This is a genomic window from Rubinisphaera italica (assembly GCF_007859715.1).
In the GTDB taxonomy this organism is placed as follows: domain Bacteria; phylum Planctomycetota; class Planctomycetia; order Planctomycetales; family Planctomycetaceae; genus Rubinisphaera; species Rubinisphaera italica.
Window position 1 is genome coordinate 5966652 of record NZ_SJPG01000001.1, and the last position, 17733, is coordinate 5984384.

The following is a 17733-nucleotide window of genomic DNA, read 5'->3' on the forward strand; positions in this document are numbered from 1 at the left end:
GACTACAATTGGTGAATACATTTATTCTCTGTTTGTTTATTGAAATGTCTGAGAGTTTCCGTGATCGAGCATCAATCGCAGTTTGTGCATGAGCGTCGTGTTTCATTTTCTGAAACCGATATGGCGGGCATCGTGCACTTTTCGAATTACTATCGTTATATGGAAGAAGCCGAGCATGCGTATTTTCGTTCGCTCGATTTGAAGATCATGCATCGGCGTGAAGATGGCATCATTGTTGGCTGGCCGCGAGTCAATTCGCATTGTCAATATCTTGGCCCGGCTCGCTATGAAGATATTCTGCAGATTACTGTCGATATCGAGCGTTTGGGCGTAAAATCGGTTTCGTGGTCGATGGGCATTTATTGCGGCGACAAGAAACTGGCTCAGGGACGAATGAAGACGGCCTGCTGTTTGTGTCGAGCCGATCATACCCTCGAATCAATTCCAATTGCTTCCCCTTTTGCAGAGAAGCTGGAAGAATCCCCGTATTTACAGACGTGATTTTGCGATGAACTTCGACAGGACAGGCTTGAAACCTATCCTACTTTTTAACGAATGAAGTCCCATGAATGATGAGAGTTTGAAAAATGAACCGTCCGCAAAACTGATTGTGCGGAAGTTGTTTAAGAGTTACGAATCGGCTGGTCGAGCGGTTTCGATTTTAAGGGATCTGGATTTTACTCTCGAAACCGGAGCGGCAGCGAGTATTATTGGCCCTTCGGGTTCTGGCAAGAGTACGCTTTTGTATTTGATCAGTGCACTCGATCGCCCCGATGCTGGTTCGATTGAATTGCTTGGCCGCGACATGATCGCCTCTTCCGAAAAGGACCAGACATCATTTCGAAATGCTCACATCGGATTCGTATTTCAGGATCATAATCTCTTACCGCAGTTGAATGTGCTTGAGAATGTTCTGCTGCCTTGCCTGGCGGGAAATGGTGTCGATCCGGAAAAAGAAAAATTCGCAATCAAATTGTTGAAACGAGTGGGGTTGAAAGATCGTGTGACACATCGCCCAGCTCAACTTTCAGGGGGTGAACGACAACGCGTTGCGGTTTGTCGAGCGTTAATTAATCAACCCGAGTTGATTCTTGCTGATGAACCGACGGGAAATCTCGATCCGCAGACAGCGACCGTCATTGGCGACTTGCTCCTGGAGATCAGCCGCGAACAGGGGGCAATGCTCCTGTGTGTGACGCATTCTCTGGAATTAGCGTATCGCTTCCCTGTCTGCTATCAGCTGGAAGAAGGTCGACTTGTTGTTGTCGATCGTTCGGCTGAAACTGCTACCACATAAATCCTTAACATTCACCAGAATGACGGTTACTGATCTTCATGAATCGCACCCAGCTGATCTTAAGAACATTACGGTATTACTGGCGAACTAACCTGGCAGTTCTGCTGGGTGTTGCGGTCGGTGCGGCTGTCATTTGCGGTGCACTGATCGTCGGTGACTCCGTCCGTTTCAGTCTCGAACAGATGACGCTCGACCGGCTCGGCAATGTTGATTATGCGCTCTCGGGGTCTCGATTCTTTCGGGAAGAGATCGCCTCGGACATTGCTGAGGACTTGTCGAAACAACCGGGTGGGGGAGCCATAAAAGTGGCTCCTGCGATTCTCCTGACCGCTTCATTGCAGTTCGAACGAACTTCGGAATCTGCCGAGGAATCCTACGAGAACCGCAATGATGAACCGACCATTTTGACAGCCGGTCAAGTGAATCTGGTGGGGCTGGATGAACGTTTGTGGAAAATGCTCAAAGGAGATGTCGCCAAACTCCCCGATGAAAACAGTCTGGTTCTGAATCGTCGGGTGGCGGATCAGCTCAAGATTCAGGAAGGTGATGAACTGTTTGTGTATGTCGATGTGCCTCAGACGATTCCTCAGGAATCGTTGCTGGGGGAACGGGATGTCGATGAAATTGTGATCAGTTTTCCGATGACGGTGACAACTATTGTTGAACCCGCATCAACGCTCGGTCGTTTTTCCTTGCAACCGAATCAGCAACTTCCGCTCAACGCCTATCTCAACCTGAGTCGGCTCCAGCAGGAACTCGATTTGTTGGAGGCTCCCGTTACGCCCCGGAATCCGATCGCGAAGCCGGCTCGTGTGAATGCGCTGCTCATCAGTGGGCGAAAGCAAACGGGGAATACTCTGAATCCAGATAACTGGGACACTCTGGCCAATCGAGCTTTGAAGCAGTCCCTAAAACTGGAAGATTTTCATGCCCGGATTCGAACTCTGCCTGAGCAGGGATATTTTGCACTGGAATCGGAGCGAATGATTCTGGAGCAGGCGTTATCAAATCAGGCGATTAAGACGGCGCAGGGAATGGAAGTGGCCTCTTCCCCTGTGCTGGTTTATCTGGCAAATGAAATCGCCAATGCATCCAATCCCGATTTATTTTCGATGTATTCCATTGCTGCTGGAATTCCGTTTGATCAGTCAGCTCCATTTGGACCACTGCTCAATACGAATGGAGATCCGGTGACATCGATGTCTGGCAATAACGTTGCCATTAACAGCTGGCTGGCCAAAGACCTGCAAGTCGAGGCGGGTGATGAGATACTGTTGAAATATCATGTGGTTGGCTCTCGCGGTAAATTGCCAGAACTGGAAGAACGATTTAAAGTCGCTGCCATCTTACCAATTCCCGACACGCTGGCTGATGATCGTGGATTTACTCCTTTTGTTCCCGGTATAACCGATGCGAAAACATTCAATGACTGGGAGCAGCCCTTCCCAATGAACACGGATCGTATTACAGATCGGGATGATGAATACTGGGAAGGAAGTGAAGGGAAGCCGGACGGTTATAAATCGACACCGAAGGTCTTTCTACCGCTGAAGACGGCTCGGGATTTATGGCAGAGTCGTTATGGCGATACGACATCCGTCCGCATCGCCAGCAAACCGGAACTTGGGCTTGAAGAAACGGTTTCACGATTCCGGCAAAGATTTGTGCAGACGCTGGTGCCTCAGCAATTCGGGATGGTAATTTTGCCCGTCAAGCAGCAGGGGTTGCAGGCGGCTCAGGGGACACAGGACTTTACAGGTTTATTCATCGGCTTCAGCTTCTTCGTCATTGCTGCAGCAGCCGTACTCATTTCCTTATTGTTCCGCCTCGGCATAGAAACCCGTGTTCAACAAACCGGGTTATATTCCGCAGTGGGAATGTCAAAAGGAGCCGTGCACAGGTTGTTGCTTTCTGAAGGAGTTCTGGTCGCAATCGTCGGTATTGTCATTGGAATGATGCTTGGTGTTCTCTACGCGGAATTGATGATTTACGGCTTAACAACCTGGTGGCGAGGTGCCATTGGGACCAGTTTTCTGCAGGTCTATGTTCAACCGGCCAGTCTTGCAATTGGTGGATCGATTGCCTTCTTCGTCGCATTACCTGGGATGTGGCTGGGGTTGCGGCAATTGTTGAAGCTATCTGCCAAAGATCGATTGCAGGGTGTGCTTTCCAGTGAATCCTCGGCTGCGGTGAACCGGTCCTCTGGAGGCTATAAACTCTGGAGTGGCATTGTCTGTCTGGTGATTGCGATTGGGCTTGTCCTGGGAATTCTGCTGGGAGTGACGCCGAAGACAGAAGCCTTTGGTGGTTTTAACTGGCATATCGTCAGTTTTTTCGCGGGAGGTTTTCTCTCGTTGATTGGAAGTTTGCTGCTGTATGTGGTTTTGCTCAGGAACAGTACACAACGATCATTACGGGGCAGAGGAGTGTCCTCTGCGATTCTACTCGGGTTGAGAAACCCGTCTCGTCAGCGACAGCGTTCCAGCATTACGGTCGTGCTGGTTGCATTTGCAACTTTTGTTGTGGTTGCAGTGGCCGCTGGTCGTCAAAAACCTTCACAGATGGAGCCGGATTACAATTCTGGCAATGGCGGCTTTTCAATTGTTGCCGAATCTGCAAGACCCGTACTTTACGATTTGTCGACCGAGGAAGGTCAAACAAGACTTGGCTTAATTCAAGCTGACGATACTGAACTTAGAGCGCTGCTCGACCAATCGAAAATCATGCCGTTCCGAGTGCGTCCGGGTGAAGATGCCAGCTGTCTGAATTTATACCAGACTCGTCTCCCCAAAATTCTGGGAGTGACCGAAGAAATGATCGAACGGGGCGGGTTTCTATTTGCTGATACTCCGGGCGAAAATCCGTGGGAATTACTAAGAGGCACAACCAAAGACGGGAACATTCCCGTTCTGGGAGATATGAATACACTGCAATACAGTTTGCACAAAGCAATTGGCAGTACGATTGAACTTCCTCCGGAACTGGAAGCCAGTCAGTCTCTGCAAGTTGTCGGCTCTTTGGGAGGGAGTGTCTTTCAGGGCGTATTGCTGATGTCAGAAGAAAACTTTTTGAAGCTGTTCCCGAATATCGAAGGCTACAACTATTTCCTGATGGAAGCCCCTCAGGATCAGATGGAAGATTTAACGCAGACTCTGGAAACGCGACTTGTTTCGATAGGGTTTGATGCTGAGCCAGTCGGCCGTCGGCTCGAAAACTTCCTGGCAGTGCAGAATACCTATTTGTCAACATTCCAGGCACTTGGCGGACTGGGACTGCTGCTGGGAACGATTGGACTCGGCACCGTTATGCTCAGAAATGTACTCGAACGTCGGTCGGAACTGGCATTAATGAGGGCCGTTGGCTTTTCCAAAGCCATGGTCGCCATGATGGTCCTGGCAGAGAATTCCGTTTTACTAATCACGGGATTGCTCATCGGAACCTTGACGGCCCTCTGGGCAATGCTGCCGAATATCCTGGCGCGAAGTGCAGATGTCCCCTGGCTGAGCGGACTGGGACTTCTCGCGGCGGTGCTGGTGACAGGGCTCGTTTCGGCGTTGTTTGCAATTGTCGAAGCGATTCGTACGCCGATTCTCTCGACGCTAAGAGGCGAGTAGTTAAGCAGGTTTACGAACAAAAAAACGGACTCCGCAATTCAAGGCGGAGTCCGTTATTAATTTGTCACGATCACTTCCGTTACACTTCAGGTGGTGCATCTGGCAGAACGGAAATTACTGGTGTTCGTGGTGTGAAGCTTGGTCCTGGGAAATTCATGGCGTTAGGATCCTGTTCAATCACAGGTGCTTCCATTTCCTCTACCTGCTCGCCATTGGGATCGGCAGGTGTGACTTCGATAATCTGATCCTGTCCGTAGCCATAAGCTCCGTTGACATAACCGGTTGGGTAATTAGCACCGGCATATCCCTGGCAGCGTCCGCAGTAACGGTTGTGCCAGACACCGGGATGAGCCGGGCCTGGTGTTCGCCAGGGTTGAGCCGTCCAGGATGGTGCATGCTGGTAGTAGTAACCCATCTGAGCGGTGTCGGTTGGGGTGTAAACCATGGGGTAGTAGGGTGGTGCAGGAGCTGGGCCGGGGCCATAACCTGACCAGTAGTTCGGATACCATTTCTGATATTGAATTCGCTCTCGTTGTAATGTCACTTTACTTGGCGCACACCAGTTGGCTCCTGGATATTGACGACCGACACCGTTGCGGCCGCCGTAAACTCCATTATGGCCATGCCCTGCGTGCACTCCGCGATTACCGCGACCACCACGGCAGTGCGGACAATGTCCATCAACTCCCATGGCACCCTGTTCGCAGTAGGGGCAGTGTTCGCTGACCTGGCCATCTTCTGAATGAACAGAATGTTCGGGAATGGCGGTTGGTTCTGGAATTGGCTTGAGTGAGTTTGCAGGTTGATCAGCAGCATGACTCAGGCAGGCAGCCAATCCCAGGCCCCAGGCACACGCCAGAGATAATTGAATTGCACGTGAAGCTATGAAACGCATAGGACTTTCCTGTCTGGATACCATCTGTCATAGATTGAGAGTTGAGTGCAGCAGTGGGATAAAATCACTGAGTCGCACTTATTGTTGAGTATTGCGGGCTGAATTCACTCAACCCCTTCATCTTATTGACCAGCAGCTTGCTGCTGGCATTGTGGGCAGTAGGCTCCCGTTCCTGGCCCGTAACCGGCTCCACCCTGACCAGGATAGGCTCCCGGTCCAACATATTGAGAACCATGAAAACCGTAAACGGCATTCGGTCCCTGCATCTGTTGTGGTGCATGGTTAGAAATGTGTGTAATACGACTGGCAGGCACTCCCCAGCTGTAGTTGTACTGGTGTCGTACAACAGGAGCCAAAGGCACAGCGATGGGAACGCCGTAACCTTGAGCAGCATGAACGTTGCCATCACGACCATCGAAGTAGTCGGGATTGACCGGATAAGTCATCTGATAAACGCCAATTGGAGGGCAACCTTTTCCGCCACATCCATTCGGTCCCCAGCCACTGGCACCAGGCTCACGATTCAAGCCCATTCCGTAGTTGAGGATTCCACAAAGACGACCGAAGATAGACTTACGACAATTATCGCCACGTCCACCATGAATATGTCCGCCACTGCCACGCAGGCTAATGCCATCGGAGTGACCGTATCGAACCTTGTGAGCACGACCGACACGGCAATATTCACAGTTGCAGTCGTTTTTGTAAGTGCCGTATGCACAACCGTTAGGTGTGCAGTCTCCGGTCGCACATTCGTGCTTGACCTGCTCCAGGTTGGTGGAGTCATTAGCACCGGCTTTGTAGTCCGACTGTTTCACATTTTCGGGAGCATCGGCATTAGCGACACTGCAGGACATCGCGATCATCGCAATGACCAAAGTTAGTCTTTTGAATTTGGAGATCATGAGTTCGTCCTGAATGAGCGGGATCATACTGAATGTGGAATAGAAATTTTCTGACGATTCCGTTTCAACTATCGAGTTGATGGGGGAATGAAGAACGAGAACGGCTTGTAGTGCGATCGGTACTTCACAGAAACTTCTGTTCCCTGAAGCTCCCAGCGGTCGTGCGAACGAACACCCAGTGGAGTCAGGTACCATGATCCCTTAACTTTGTAGTAGTAAGGACCATAGAGTGATTTGTATTGGTGTGGGTACAGCATTTCGTGTGGTGAAAATGCCTGATTGGTAATCATCGTCCCGCCCGAGTAAACCGGAGTATTTGGCTGTGGCGAAGGATACAGCGGAGCATTCAGCTGAGGATAACCCGGTCGGTAAGCCTGAGCGACAGGTCCCAGTTGGGACGGATGATTGTTGTGATGCTTGGAGACCGGCGTTGCCTGAATCACATTCGCAGAATGGATTGGCTTTGCGCTGGTGGCGTTACGAATCAGTCCAGGAGCACTTTGTGAGGGTTGCTCATGACTGATGATTCTCACGACACCTGCGGTGCTTTGATGAGATTGTGCCCACACCGAGTGCTGTGCCGAAAACACAACGGCGATCGTTCCTACTACGGTCGCAAGACGTAAGTGTCGCGACATAATCCACCTCCCTGCCGGAATACTGCCGAATTATTTACTGAGTGTTCAGTGAGTTACACAGCGAATCGTCAACTTCCCAGTCGCAATAGCTGTGATATCAATTGAATTTGAATATCCTGACGAAATCTTCACGCGACTCCTGGTCAGGGGTGTAATGTCTGCCCTCTTAACCGGCATTCATCGCACATATCCACTATCAGGTTCGGCTTCTAACGAATCCTTCGATGAGGCATTCTTTTCGATCCGGAACGAATTCATCAATTTTGCGTAACTACTGGCCGTTTAGGAAGATACGATCGCCTTACAACCGGAATAGTCGTTGCAATCCCTGGAATCGTCAAGATCGGAAATCTTGCGTTATCTTACCCAGATTGAACAGGGGAATGCAGAAACAGAACCTCTTCCTGCACTGGGGGCAGCATCCGTTGTTGAGACGAATTACAAGCATGAGAATTGAACAATCAATTACATGACTGAGAAGTAATTCTCGACCGCAAAATCAAAAGATTGGGGGGTCATTTTCTTTTCCTTGTTTTTGTAAACGCAGAAATTTCGGACTTGGAGAAGTAAATCTCGCGGCTGGCAGGCTCGGAATGGGCGATTCACTTTTTCGTAGTGAGTTTCAATCAGATATTCGATGGCACTTCGATCGACCGTCATGCCGTATTTCGGAGCCATGATTTCAAAGAGCTTGATAAAGTCAGCTCGAGATGGATCATCCACTTCAATCTTGTAAGGAATTCGTCTCAAAAATGCTCCGTCCACCAGATCTTTTGGCTCGAGGTTGGTCGAGAAGATGATCAGCTGATCAAATGGGACCTGAATTTTCTTCCCGCTCGGCAAATTCAGAAAGTCGTAGCGTTTTTCCAGAGGAACAATCCAGCGGTTCAGCAATTCATCGACCGGCATTCGCTGTCGCCCAAAGTCATCGATCACAAGGGTGCCACAGTTACTTTTGAGTTGCAGGGGAGATTCGCAAATCCCAGTTTTGGCGTGCTGAACAACTTCCAGTTCGCTCATTGTCAATTCACCGCCAGCAATGACAGTTGGACGGACAATCTGCACCCATCGGTGATCGATACTGTTTGAAGTCAGTAAGCTGTCGTTCTCATCCAACTCAACCACTTCGTGCACACCCGGGTCAAACAGTCGGATGATATCCCCGTCAATTCCCAGTGCACGAGGAATCCAGATCGTCGAACCAAAACAGGACGTGACTCGTTCTGCAATACTGGTTTTCCCATTTCCTGGTTCACCAAACAGAAACATCCCTCGTCCGGAGTTAATGGCTGGTCCGAGTTTATCGAGCATCTCCGGAGCGATTAATAAATCAGAAAATGCTCGTCGTAAATCCTCTTCACTAACACTTTGCTTGGCAATGCTTTGCAGCTCCATGGCACGCAGATAGTCTTTCAGTTTGACAGGAGCGGCTCCGTAATAGCTGCACGATTCCGAATACTGCTGGGCGCGTTCACGACCTTGAGTGGTAATCGCATAAATGTAATCCCCCATCTCAGCCGAGTTTCGCAAATCGACGAGTTGCTCGTGCTTCCATTTCTTCAACAGGGGATCGATCAACGCAAAAGGAAGTTTATGCTGACTGGCAATTTGACGACCTGAAGCGACTCCCTTGGCGAGTAGATATCGGAAAATGAGTCGTTCGACTTCGTCCTCAGTCAAACCGGCCTTATTCAGACTTTCTGGAGAATGAGGTATAAACTTGGTTGACGCAGAACCCGTTTCACTGAGCAGAGAATTGACGCGATTGAATAGACTGGAAATTCGCTCATTCTCTTTTCCTGCTGGTGGGCAAACTGTTGGCGATCTCTGATTCCCGGAACCATTCATATTGAAAACGGAATCGAAGAGAGAGACATCCGTATCATCTTCCCCGTCATAATCCGAATTTCCGGAATCATAGGACGGACGGACTTGTGAGGTGGTCTCTTCAGACGTATCTGTCTGTTGAGATTTTAGCTCTTCAAGGAGTTCACGGGGGGATAGTTTTGTCATCGCCTTTGCCACCTGATGCATTTACTGTAGGAATTATGCAACATTAGTTCATAATGCGATCAGGTGACTCCTCAGAAAGAGATGGACATTGAAGCCAGACGAAATCTGAAAAACAAGTCGATAAAATCGTTATGACACCACCTATTCTTCACATTCAAATGAGTCATGACTCGGGTTTTGCCTGATAAGATCGTAAAGTTTGATCACTCTGAAGTTTTGCAAAACGCTCTCATTCAAAAGAATGAGATTTCAGCGTATGAAATATCGAGAGCATCTTAACCCGACGCGTCAGCGAGGGGACGGCTTCCGATTAATAATTCGGTTAAACTCTAAAACCAGTTGGTTACTGTTATTTCACGTGAAAAACTGACCGGTGAAGCATAAACGCGGGTTAATTATCGATTCGTTTAATGGGGTTGCCAAAGACCCAATTCAGCAGATTAACAATTCCACACGGGCCCCTCGCTGACGCGTCGGGTTATGATTTATTGGAATTTTCAATACTTCAGATTACTGTTTTTCATAAAGACTCTGGCAAAAACTGAGGGAAGCAATTCAGTCGCCCCAACATGAGACTTTGCATGTAGATCGCCAATAGGGATCACATTTTCAGCTGCCAGAAAGCCACTGCGTACCGCTCCTTCCATTGTGGCTGGCCAGCCAGTACTCGTCCAATCGCCTGCAATCTGCAGATTTGAAATTTCCGTTTGCTGAAGGGGCCGAAGTTTATCGATCTCCGGTAAGACAGAAAAGACTGCCCGATGTTCCGTGATGGCACGGGCATGCAGTAATTGAGCCGTTCTGGTTTCCGGCCAAATCTCTTTGAGCTCCTGGTGAACTTCATTAACCAACTCCTGTTGAGTCCTCTGAGAGACTCCAGACTGTTGACGGGTCGACCGGGAATTACTGATTACGATCTGATAGGCGTACTTTTCTGGTTTTCCATACTTTTGTTCGGAATTCAGGATTGCCGTTCGATTGAACATCCATTGACTGGTCCGGTCGATCAGGACCGCATGCCGTAACGCTGTGATTGGTCGATCAAACCAGAAATGCAAACTGGAAATGGGAGCCGATTCAATTTGTGAAATGCTTTGATACGGTTCGGTATTGGCCAATTGATCCGGCAACAGAGACATCACGCGGTCAAAAGATACCGCAAGAATCACATGATCCGCTGAGACCGTTTCACCATTCGTCAAAGTCACCCCTGTGATCTGAGAATCGACTTCACCGTTCAGTTCCAACTGTTTCACACCGGCCTGCAACCGGAGTTTGACACCCTGCGATTCCAGCCAGGATTTAATGACTCCATCGTAAAAATGCCCGAGTGGGATATTGAGTAACTGTACTTTCCAGCCTTCGCGATGACTCAAAAAGCCATCGACAAACACTTGCCGTGCATAATGGTAGGAAATTCGAGAGAGATCTTCACTCAAAGCGCTAACGAGCACGAGATTCCAGAAACGATTAATCGCTTGGCTTGTCTGCCTCGATTGATTCAGAAAGTCGATCAGAGAATCACCCGGCCAGGTCGGGTTTCGCATCAATGACCACATCCCTCTCGCCAGATCGATTTTATCTCGCAGGCTCAAATAACTGAAGCAAGCAAAGGCTGCAGCGAGATGAGCCGGTGCGGGAAGCCATCCGTTTCGCAAACGATTGACGACACCGTCGCGGCCAAGGAATTGCAGTTGATGTTCGGTGATCAGATGCTGGCGAGATCCGGTCAACTCGCAAAGGTGTTGAAAATTCACGCAGCAGCCCATGTTGACGTGCTGACAATTATCAATCAGTTCACCAGTTGTCTGATCGATAATCGACGTCGCACGACCTCCAAGCCTTGGTCGTGATTCGAGCAGAGTGATGCGGAAGTTTTGTTTCGTTAATGCGACAGCTGCAGAGAGACCCGCCAGTCCGCCACCAACGATCACAACATGCGGCTGGCTGTTCACGAATCGAGATCAACAATTCGCTGGTCAAACAGAATTGCCTCGTCACTCAGACCGGCTTGCTTGAGGGCTTCGATCAATTGATTTTCTGCCGAAGGGAGAGCAGATCCAGCATGAAAAACACGAGCCTTAACTCCCTGAGCATTCCCTTGACTCTGTTTGACTTTTTCGATGATTTGATCGAGCGTGATCTCTTCGACGGATTTCGGGGACTGGTCGTTGGTCGCCCAGCGATATCCCGTGCCGACGACGACAACGGAAATCAATTCAGAGGTATCAGGTTTCTCAGGCTTCACATTAGTTTGATTCTCTGGAAACATGGGAGCCGTCGGAGAAGGGGCGACTGCCTTTGTGTTTTCTAAATCAGTAGTATCCGTCTGGCTGGATTCATCATTACCATCTCCGGTACCGGTCCCCAGACCGAAGGGAATACCAAGTTGACTGAATAATAAAGCCAGGCTGACGGTCGCGATCGTCGCCCCGGTGATTACGATTTTTCGACTAGTTTTTCCCATCCAACCATTCCTTATCAGTATGAATTACTCAGCGTTTGTAGATTCAATTTCCGGCAAAAAGCCGACGACGGCATATTCAAACCGTGTCCGTCCATCGGCATCGGATCTCATCCGATCGGTTACTGCCGGGAGCGAGGAAAGCACCTGCTGACGCATTGCTGCCCGAACTTCTCCATAGCTGACCAGTATGATGACCAATCCTTTCGTTTGCGGCAATGATTTATACAGGTTGAACAACTTCTCCTGAAAATCATCTTCCGAAACTGCTCGAATCGAAAACGTCTTTTCGCCAACATGGACATCAATCACTTCCTGAGAATTGATATGAATCTCCCAGATATCACACCGCTTGCGGATTTCTTCATAGGCCAGCAGAAAAGTCGCCAGATCGCGTGGCTGAGACTGCTCAACATCTTTGGCAAGCTCTTCCACTTTTTCCGGAGCGATCGGCTGAGGAGTTGTCCCCCCCCTCGAGAGAGCTTCGATGATTTTCGAGATCTCGATCGAAGAATTCTGGTAAGCAGTTTTCAGAGCAGAGAGAATTTTATCGCGCTGATCGCTCACATCCTTGAGTCGTCCCGACATTTCATCCTGATCAGCTGCGGCCTTGAGTTGATCAGCCGCCCTCATTTTTTGAGCCGCTTTTAATTCTTCCTCTGCCTGAAACCGCAGACGCTGCGATTCTGCAAGCACCTCTTTGGAGAATGCCAGATTCTGCTCAGCTTCATCGAGTCGATACTCCAGCACCGCAAGATCATCCGTACGTTTTTCCGTCACCGCCTGCGTCGTCTGCTCCATTTCCAGATACTGAGCAAATATCACAATCAGCAACAGATCCAGCAGAGGAGTCAACTGCAGTGATAGGCGTTTGATGGATTTCATAGGACAGTGTTGGTTGAGGGTTTAAAGTTGAGACTTGAATGTAAAAGGATTTGTCATTTATCTGTAGGTCAGGCACTGCCTGGCGAAATTCGATGTCGACGCTCCCCATAAAAGATGTAATCTCTCCTTCTCCTTGGGGAGCGGCTTTCTTTCCTTCTCCTTGGGGAGAAGGTGGCCGAAGGCCGGATGAGGGGATTTCTTCGACGTTCTTATTGTTATCAACATCGTTTTCTTTCACCTACACACTCTCACAGTGTGAGAGTGGAACAAAGCCGTCTCTCCCAGAGGGAGAGGGGACTATTTCTGTGTTGACCTGCAGAGCTATTCACTTGCAGGCGTTTCTCCCAATCGACTTTTGATAGTGGAAATCATACTACGAATATGACTGCGGGTTTCACTGAGGCGTTGAAATGCTGGTTCAAGTAGACTATTCACGAACAGGAGCACGAGGGCAGCTGATAACCCCGCGAATGTCGACCAGATTGCATCCCCAAAGCGGGCGACGATTAATGAAACGGTTTCGGTATCAGCACTGCCGGGGGCATTCAAGGCTGCTCCAATCGAAACAATGGTTCCCAGAACGCCAGCCAGGGGATACGCTTCAATCATCGTCCGTGCAGTATTGGCGATCGTTTCAAACTTGAGCGCATGTAAATAACGTCGCTTTTCATCGAGCAGATTCATTCGATTCCGCAGCAACTGCTGCTCCTGCTTTCTGCTCGGATCGCTCACCACATCTTCGATATCGGCTATGAAGGCATCCATTTGTTCGGTCAGATGAGCGGTTGGATCGAGCACACTTCGCTGACGTAGATCACGAGTGTAATCCTGCAGGGTTCCTGTCAGAATTTTCATATCCCGTCGCGACCACAGCACAAGCACAGCAAACACGGCCAGATGAAAACAGGCCGCGACGCTGATCGCCCAGGTTGAAAGTTCCGCGATTGCGGAAAGAATACTATTCACGCCATCCCCTCAAGGCCCGATGCAGGAACAGCAATCGACCTGATTTTCTGATAGTCACTTGATGTAGAACTCTGTCACTTCATTGTAACGAGCATCAAACGACTAAGAAGACGATTTTTGAGAATCCTTCTTTTCGAGGATGTATAAAACCGTTCTCGCCCGCACATTCGCCCACATCGCGCGTGGAACACTCTTTTCCCCGATAATCGGCAATTCCTTCACAATCCGGAATTCCCGTTCTTTTTCCAGTTCACGGAAATCCTGCATCGACATCAAATGCAGGTTGGGAGTGTTATGCCATTCGTAGGGGAGTTCTTCAGTTACTGGAGCCCGACCGAACACCAGGACCTGCAGTCGGATTTTCCAGTACGCAAAGTTCGGTACTACAACCAACACGCGATTGGCAACCCGCAGAATCTGTTCGAGCAGTTCCACCGGATACCGCAACTGTTGCAAGGTTTGGCTCAGCACGGCAAAGTCGAAACTGTTGTCCGGCAAATACTGCAGTCCGTCATCAAGGTCGCCCTTAATGACAGGAATTTCCCGTCGCATCGACTCCAGAAACCCCTCTTCGTCCAGTTCAACGCCCTGCACAACGCAGTTCATTTCATCACGCAACAATTGAAGAAGTCGACCATCTCCACAACCAAGATCGATGACCCGACTGCCGGGAATGATTTCCCGTCGGATGATTTCATCGGTCACAGCCGCAGCGGGATCTTTCATGCAATAGCGTTTCGGACGCATCTGCATCAATCTCTGAGGCAGGCGTTTCGGATTCAACGGGGAAATCTGAGACTTCAACGACATTGGAAAAACAGTTTTATTATTGAAGGACAATACATACAGAAAAGGTGATTCGAGTCAGATACAATTTCAGTCGCGAATAAAAACTCTGGGGCTTCGCTGCGTTACGACCCCAGCCTCTCCCGGTTTTTGCCATTACTGGCACGGCTCGCCTCATCGATTCCTAATTGTACGCAACTCAGACCTGAAGGGTAGGGAACAGTTTATTCCTCCTCGGATTCATTATCCTCAAGTTCGTCATCATCAAGGTCATCCTCTTCGAGTTCATCCAGGATTTCCATGTTGCCGAATGTCCCCCAGCCGTCGATGTATCCGCCCAAAGGTTTGGCAAGTTCATCGAGTTCAGTTTGAGTCTTCAAAAGATCCTCATGCGTAACGACCATTTCTTTGGTGCATTCAGTCGTCCAGAGGTCATCCCCTTCATCGAAATCTTCCTCATCGTCGAAGTAGATGGCAGTCCGATATCCCAGTTTACTGGCAGCCTCGGCAATTTTCGTGGCTGATTCTTCATCGGAAGCTGCCACCTGAAAATCAACTTCCATCGGCTCCGAGAGATTATGCCCCGCACCAACCAGTTCGCGAAGAGCTTCGCCGTCGGCATCATCTGGAAATTCGTTCGTCATAGTTACGCCCGCAGTTCTTAAGAAAGTGTCGTGAACCGCATTCGCAGGAGCGGTGATTCCATGCTGGGAATCTTATCCAGAACCATAACGAGATCGCTACACTGCGAGACATTTCATAGCATGTTTTTTCAGAGTATTTTCACGGCTGGAATCGACTCTGGCTTATGCCTGATTCCCAGCAGAATAAATTCGCCGGATGGAATCCCTCCCTGTATGCTGAAGGGATATTCATATTTCATTTCAGTGCAGGAGACGTCACATGTCAACGGAAGGTAAAAGTGGATCAGGATTTGATGCGGTCCTTAAACTGGTTTTGTTTACAGTCATTCTGGGATTAGCATTTCTCTTTATTTTGCCAATCGTCCAACAGTCCAGAGAGTCTGGGCCTCGTTCAGCATGTAAAAACAATCTGAAATGGCTGGCTCTGTCAATGCACAATTACCACGACCTCCATGGAGTATTTCCATCACCCAATCATCACGATGGCGACTCACCTCCTTACAGTTGGCGAATTGCCTTGCTCCCTTATATCGAAGAGGACCAGATCTTTGAACGTTACAATTTCAGTGAACCCTGGGATGGGCCAACGAATTCCACAATGCATTCCCTTCAACTGGATGTTTTTCTTTGTCCGGATACTTCCAGCAGATTGAAAAACCATCTTCGTACCGTGACCGATTACGTGGCGATCACCGGCGAGGAAACGATATTCTCAGAAGGCCAGCCGACGAAATTGACAGATGTAACCGACGGAACCAGCAATACAATCATGTTTGTTGAACTGGCCAACTCAGATATTCACTGGATGGAACCGCGAGATTTGCAGTTCAATGCGATATCGAATCGCATGAATAAAAGTGGGGCAGGCCTTTCAAATATCCATAACGGAGGAGCCTATACTGCACTAGTTGATGGATCGATAAGATATCTCAGCGAGGAGACTGATCCCGATGTGCTGCGGGCCCTGATGACGAAAAGTGGAGGCGAGACAATTGGTGATTTTTGAATATATTATTTTAAAACCACAGAGGCACAGAGGCACAGAGGACACAGAGATATATTTATCAAATTGAATTGAACATTATTGATATCTCCGAGCAGGTTTCAGACGCAGTAGATTAACAGCTCTGTGTGCCCTCAGTGTATCTGTGGTTGACTTCCCTTTATTGCTAATTGATGTTGCAGTAAAGTAGGTAATGTACTGCCAGACAAACTGCTATCAAAACAATCAAGAAATCGTATCTCATCATGACTGAGCCGAGTTGGGAAGAGCGTCTCGAAGCTGTTTACGAGATGATGCATGAAATGAGCCGCCAGACGGAGGCTCAGGCGATGGTGCGGGCGTATGCTCAGCGAATCGGAAAACTGTTTCCGAGTTCACGGCGAATTTCGCTGAGCCGTCGAGAGTTGTCTGCCCCGCAATATCGGATCACCCGTTACAGCGAATGGACCGACGAAGTCGATCCCTGGAAGCAGAAAGAGCGGCTGCCTTTACTACGCGAAGGTCTGCTGGCGGAACTCCTCTATTCCAATCGGCCTCACATCATTGATGACCTGCAGGTCGATCCCAACGATCCAGCTGCGGAGTATCTCGAAGGTCAACGCTCGTTGATGGCGATTCCGATGCTCGACAATGGTGAAGCCCTCAACATGGTCATCACCACTCAAACCGAACCGCATGGATTCGATAAAGAACGTTTCCCCGATACCTTCTGGATGGCCAATCTCTTTGGTCGCGCAACGCACAATCTCGTCCTCAAGGAAGAGGTTCGCAATGCCTATGTATCAATTGATCAGGAGCTGAAAGCCGTTTCAGAGATTCAGCAATCGTTATTGCCGAAATCTATGCCTGATATTCCCGGACTCGAACTGGCCGCTTATTATCAGACCTCCCAACGAGCTGGCGGAGACTATTACGATTTTTTTCCCCTGTGCGATGGTCGCTGGGGATTTCTCATCGCCGACGTCAGCGGTCACGGCACCCCGGCTGCGGTCGTGATGGCGATCACCCACTCGATTGCTCATCTCTATCCTGGCGAACTTTACTCGCCAAGTGAACTGCTGACGTTCGTCAATCAACAGCTCAGTAAACGCTACACCTCCAAGATTGAAGCATTCGTCACTGCGTTTTACGCGATTTACGATCCCAAAGATCACAGCTTGATTTACGCGTCAGCCGGACATAACGCACCCCGTTTGTGGCGGTGCAGTCAGCAGCGAATTGAAACCCTTGATGTGGCTGGAGGCTTTCCGCTCGGAGTGAGCGAAGACGCGGAGTACGACGAAGCAACATTACAGCTCAATGTCGGAGATCGTCTCGTCATGTATACAGACGGGATTACCGAAGCAATGGATGACGAAGGAAATCAGTTCACGACCGAGCGACTCGACTACATCCTCAATCACTCCTGCCGCACCGGAGCAGAAGATTTGCGATTCGGGATTCTTGCAGCGGTCGACAAACACACCCGCGGAGCCCCGGCTACGGATGATCGGACTTTGGTGGTGGCAACAGTACATTGAAAGGGTGACATCAGAAGTAGGGTGCGTCCTGACGCACCTTTTCATGACATTTTATTACACGTTTATGAATAATTCTCGTCGAACTTGGAGAGAGAAATGAATG

At 49.3% G+C, this 17733-nt stretch carries 15 protein-coding genes; 5 read left to right on the forward strand and 10 right to left on the reverse strand.

Annotated elements, in window-relative coordinates; all coding sequences use genetic code 11:
- The first annotated feature begins 60 nt into the window (after positions 1-60).
- The 3 genes from Pan54_RS22765 (at position 61) to Pan54_RS22775 (ending at position 4911) form a co-directional block, all read left to right on the forward strand.
- On the forward strand, positions 61-501 hold the full coding sequence (locus tag Pan54_RS22765) for an acyl-CoA thioesterase (RefSeq protein WP_242631407.1): 441 nt from the start codon (positions 61-63) through the stop codon (positions 499-501).
- Between the two features lie 64 nt (positions 502-565).
- Complete coding sequence (locus Pan54_RS22770) at positions 566-1297, forward strand: ABC transporter ATP-binding protein (protein WP_146505742.1); 732 nt, start codon at positions 566-568, stop codon at positions 1295-1297.
- Positions 1298-1335: 38 nt separating this feature from the next.
- Positions 1336-4911: an ABC transporter permease gene (locus Pan54_RS22775; protein ID WP_146505743.1), complete on the forward strand. Its 3576-nt coding sequence runs from the start codon at positions 1336-1338 to the stop codon at positions 4909-4911.
- 79 nt (positions 4912-4990) lie between these two features.
- Here the strand turns inward: Pan54_RS22775 and Pan54_RS22780 are convergent, their stop codons facing one another.
- The 10 genes from Pan54_RS22780 to Pan54_RS22825 form a co-directional block, all read right to left on the reverse strand.
- Positions 4991-5806 (reverse strand): hypothetical protein, encoded by an 816-nt coding sequence (locus Pan54_RS22780; RefSeq protein ID WP_146505744.1) that lies wholly within the window; start codon positions 5804-5806, stop codon positions 4991-4993.
- Positions 5807-5928: 122 nt separating this feature from the next.
- Positions 5929-6711 (reverse strand): hypothetical protein, encoded by a 783-nt coding sequence (locus Pan54_RS22785; RefSeq protein ID WP_146505745.1) that lies wholly within the window; start codon positions 6709-6711, stop codon positions 5929-5931.
- 68 nt (positions 6712-6779) lie between these two features.
- Positions 6780-7349, reverse strand: coding sequence for a hypothetical protein (locus tag Pan54_RS22790; RefSeq protein ID WP_146505746.1), 570 nt, complete (start codon positions 7347-7349; stop codon positions 6780-6782).
- Positions 7350-7814: 465 nt separating this feature from the next.
- The gene (locus tag Pan54_RS22795) at positions 7815-9362 is read right to left on the reverse strand and encodes an AAA family ATPase (RefSeq protein WP_242631408.1); all 1548 of its coding nucleotides are present in this window, start codon (positions 9360-9362) and stop codon (positions 7815-7817) included.
- Between the two features lie 497 nt (positions 9363-9859).
- Positions 9860-11317, reverse strand: coding sequence for a hydroxysqualene dehydroxylase HpnE (gene hpnE / locus Pan54_RS22800; RefSeq protein ID WP_146505747.1), 1458 nt, complete (start codon positions 11315-11317; stop codon positions 9860-9862).
- Positions 11314-11829, reverse strand: a complete 516-nt coding sequence (locus Pan54_RS22805; RefSeq protein ID WP_146505748.1) for a hypothetical protein — start codon at positions 11827-11829, stop codon at positions 11314-11316. Before Pan54_RS22805 ends, hpnE begins: the two co-directional genes overlap by 4 nt.
- Before the next feature lie 24 nt (positions 11830-11853).
- Complete coding sequence (locus tag Pan54_RS22810; RefSeq protein WP_146505749.1) at positions 11854-12711, reverse strand: hypothetical protein; 858 nt, start codon at positions 12709-12711, stop codon at positions 11854-11856.
- Positions 12712-13032: 321 nt separating this feature from the next.
- Entirely contained in the window at positions 13033-13677 is a 645-nt protein-coding gene (locus tag Pan54_RS22815) for a MotA/TolQ/ExbB proton channel family protein (RefSeq protein ID WP_146505750.1), read from the reverse strand.
- A gap of 102 nt (positions 13678-13779) precedes the next feature.
- Positions 13780-14487 (reverse strand): methionine biosynthesis protein MetW, encoded by a 708-nt coding sequence (gene metW, locus Pan54_RS22820; RefSeq protein WP_242631409.1) that lies wholly within the window; start codon positions 14485-14487, stop codon positions 13780-13782.
- A 200-nt stretch (positions 14488-14687) separates the two neighbouring features.
- Positions 14688-15107, reverse strand: a complete 420-nt coding sequence (locus Pan54_RS22825) for a ribonuclease E inhibitor RraB (RefSeq protein WP_146505751.1) — start codon at positions 15105-15107, stop codon at positions 14688-14690.
- Between the two features lie 259 nt (positions 15108-15366).
- Between Pan54_RS22825 and Pan54_RS22830 the strand changes: the two genes are divergently transcribed.
- Together Pan54_RS22830 and Pan54_RS22835 are read left to right on the forward strand one after the other, a co-directional pair.
- Entirely contained in the window at positions 15367-16113 is a 747-nt protein-coding gene (locus Pan54_RS22830; RefSeq protein WP_146505752.1) for a DUF1559 family PulG-like putative transporter, read from the forward strand.
- A gap of 242 nt (positions 16114-16355) precedes the next feature.
- Positions 16356-17630, forward strand: a complete 1275-nt coding sequence (locus tag Pan54_RS22835) for a PP2C family protein-serine/threonine phosphatase (protein ID WP_146505753.1) — start codon at positions 16356-16358, stop codon at positions 17628-17630.
- The last annotated feature ends 103 nt before the right edge of the window (positions 17631-17733 follow it).

What these genes read in the sequence shown, in the direction of transcription:
- Pan54_RS22770 (WP_146505742.1), top strand. Translation starts at nt 566, where the DNA reads ATGAATGATGAGAGTTTGAAAAATGAACCGTCCGCAAAACTGATTGTG.
- Pan54_RS22775 (WP_146505743.1), top strand. Translation starts at nt 1,336, where the DNA reads ATGAATCGCACCCAGCTGATCTTAAGAACATTACGGTATTACTGGCGA.
- Pan54_RS22780 (WP_146505744.1), bottom strand. Translation starts at nt 5,806, where the DNA reads ATGCGTTTCATAGCTTCACGTGCAATTCAATTATCTCTGGCGTGTGCC.
- Pan54_RS22785 (WP_146505745.1), bottom strand. Translation starts at nt 6,711, where the DNA reads ATGATCTCCAAATTCAAAAGACTAACTTTGGTCATTGCGATGATCGCG.
- Pan54_RS22790 (WP_146505746.1), bottom strand. Translation starts at nt 7,349, where the DNA reads ATGTCGCGACACTTACGTCTTGCGACCGTAGTAGGAACGATCGCCGTT.
- Pan54_RS22795 (WP_242631408.1), bottom strand. Translation starts at nt 9,362, where the DNA reads ATGACAAAACTATCCCCCCGTGAACTCCTTGAAGAGCTAAAATCTCAA.
- Pan54_RS22805 (WP_146505748.1), bottom strand. Translation starts at nt 11,829, where the DNA reads ATGGGAAAAACTAGTCGAAAAATCGTAATCACCGGGGCGACGATCGCG.
- Pan54_RS22810 (WP_146505749.1), bottom strand. Translation starts at nt 12,711, where the DNA reads ATGAAATCCATCAAACGCCTATCACTGCAGTTGACTCCTCTGCTGGAT.
- metW (WP_242631409.1), bottom strand. Translation starts at nt 14,487, where the DNA reads ATGTCGTTGAAGTCTCAGATTTCCCCGTTGAATCCGAAACGCCTGCCT.
- Pan54_RS22825 (WP_146505751.1), bottom strand. Translation starts at nt 15,107, where the DNA reads ATGACGAACGAATTTCCAGATGATGCCGACGGCGAAGCTCTTCGCGAA.
- Pan54_RS22830 (WP_146505752.1), top strand. Translation starts at nt 15,367, where the DNA reads ATGTCAACGGAAGGTAAAAGTGGATCAGGATTTGATGCGGTCCTTAAA.
- Pan54_RS22835 (WP_146505753.1), top strand. Translation starts at nt 16,356, where the DNA reads ATGACTGAGCCGAGTTGGGAAGAGCGTCTCGAAGCTGTTTACGAGATG.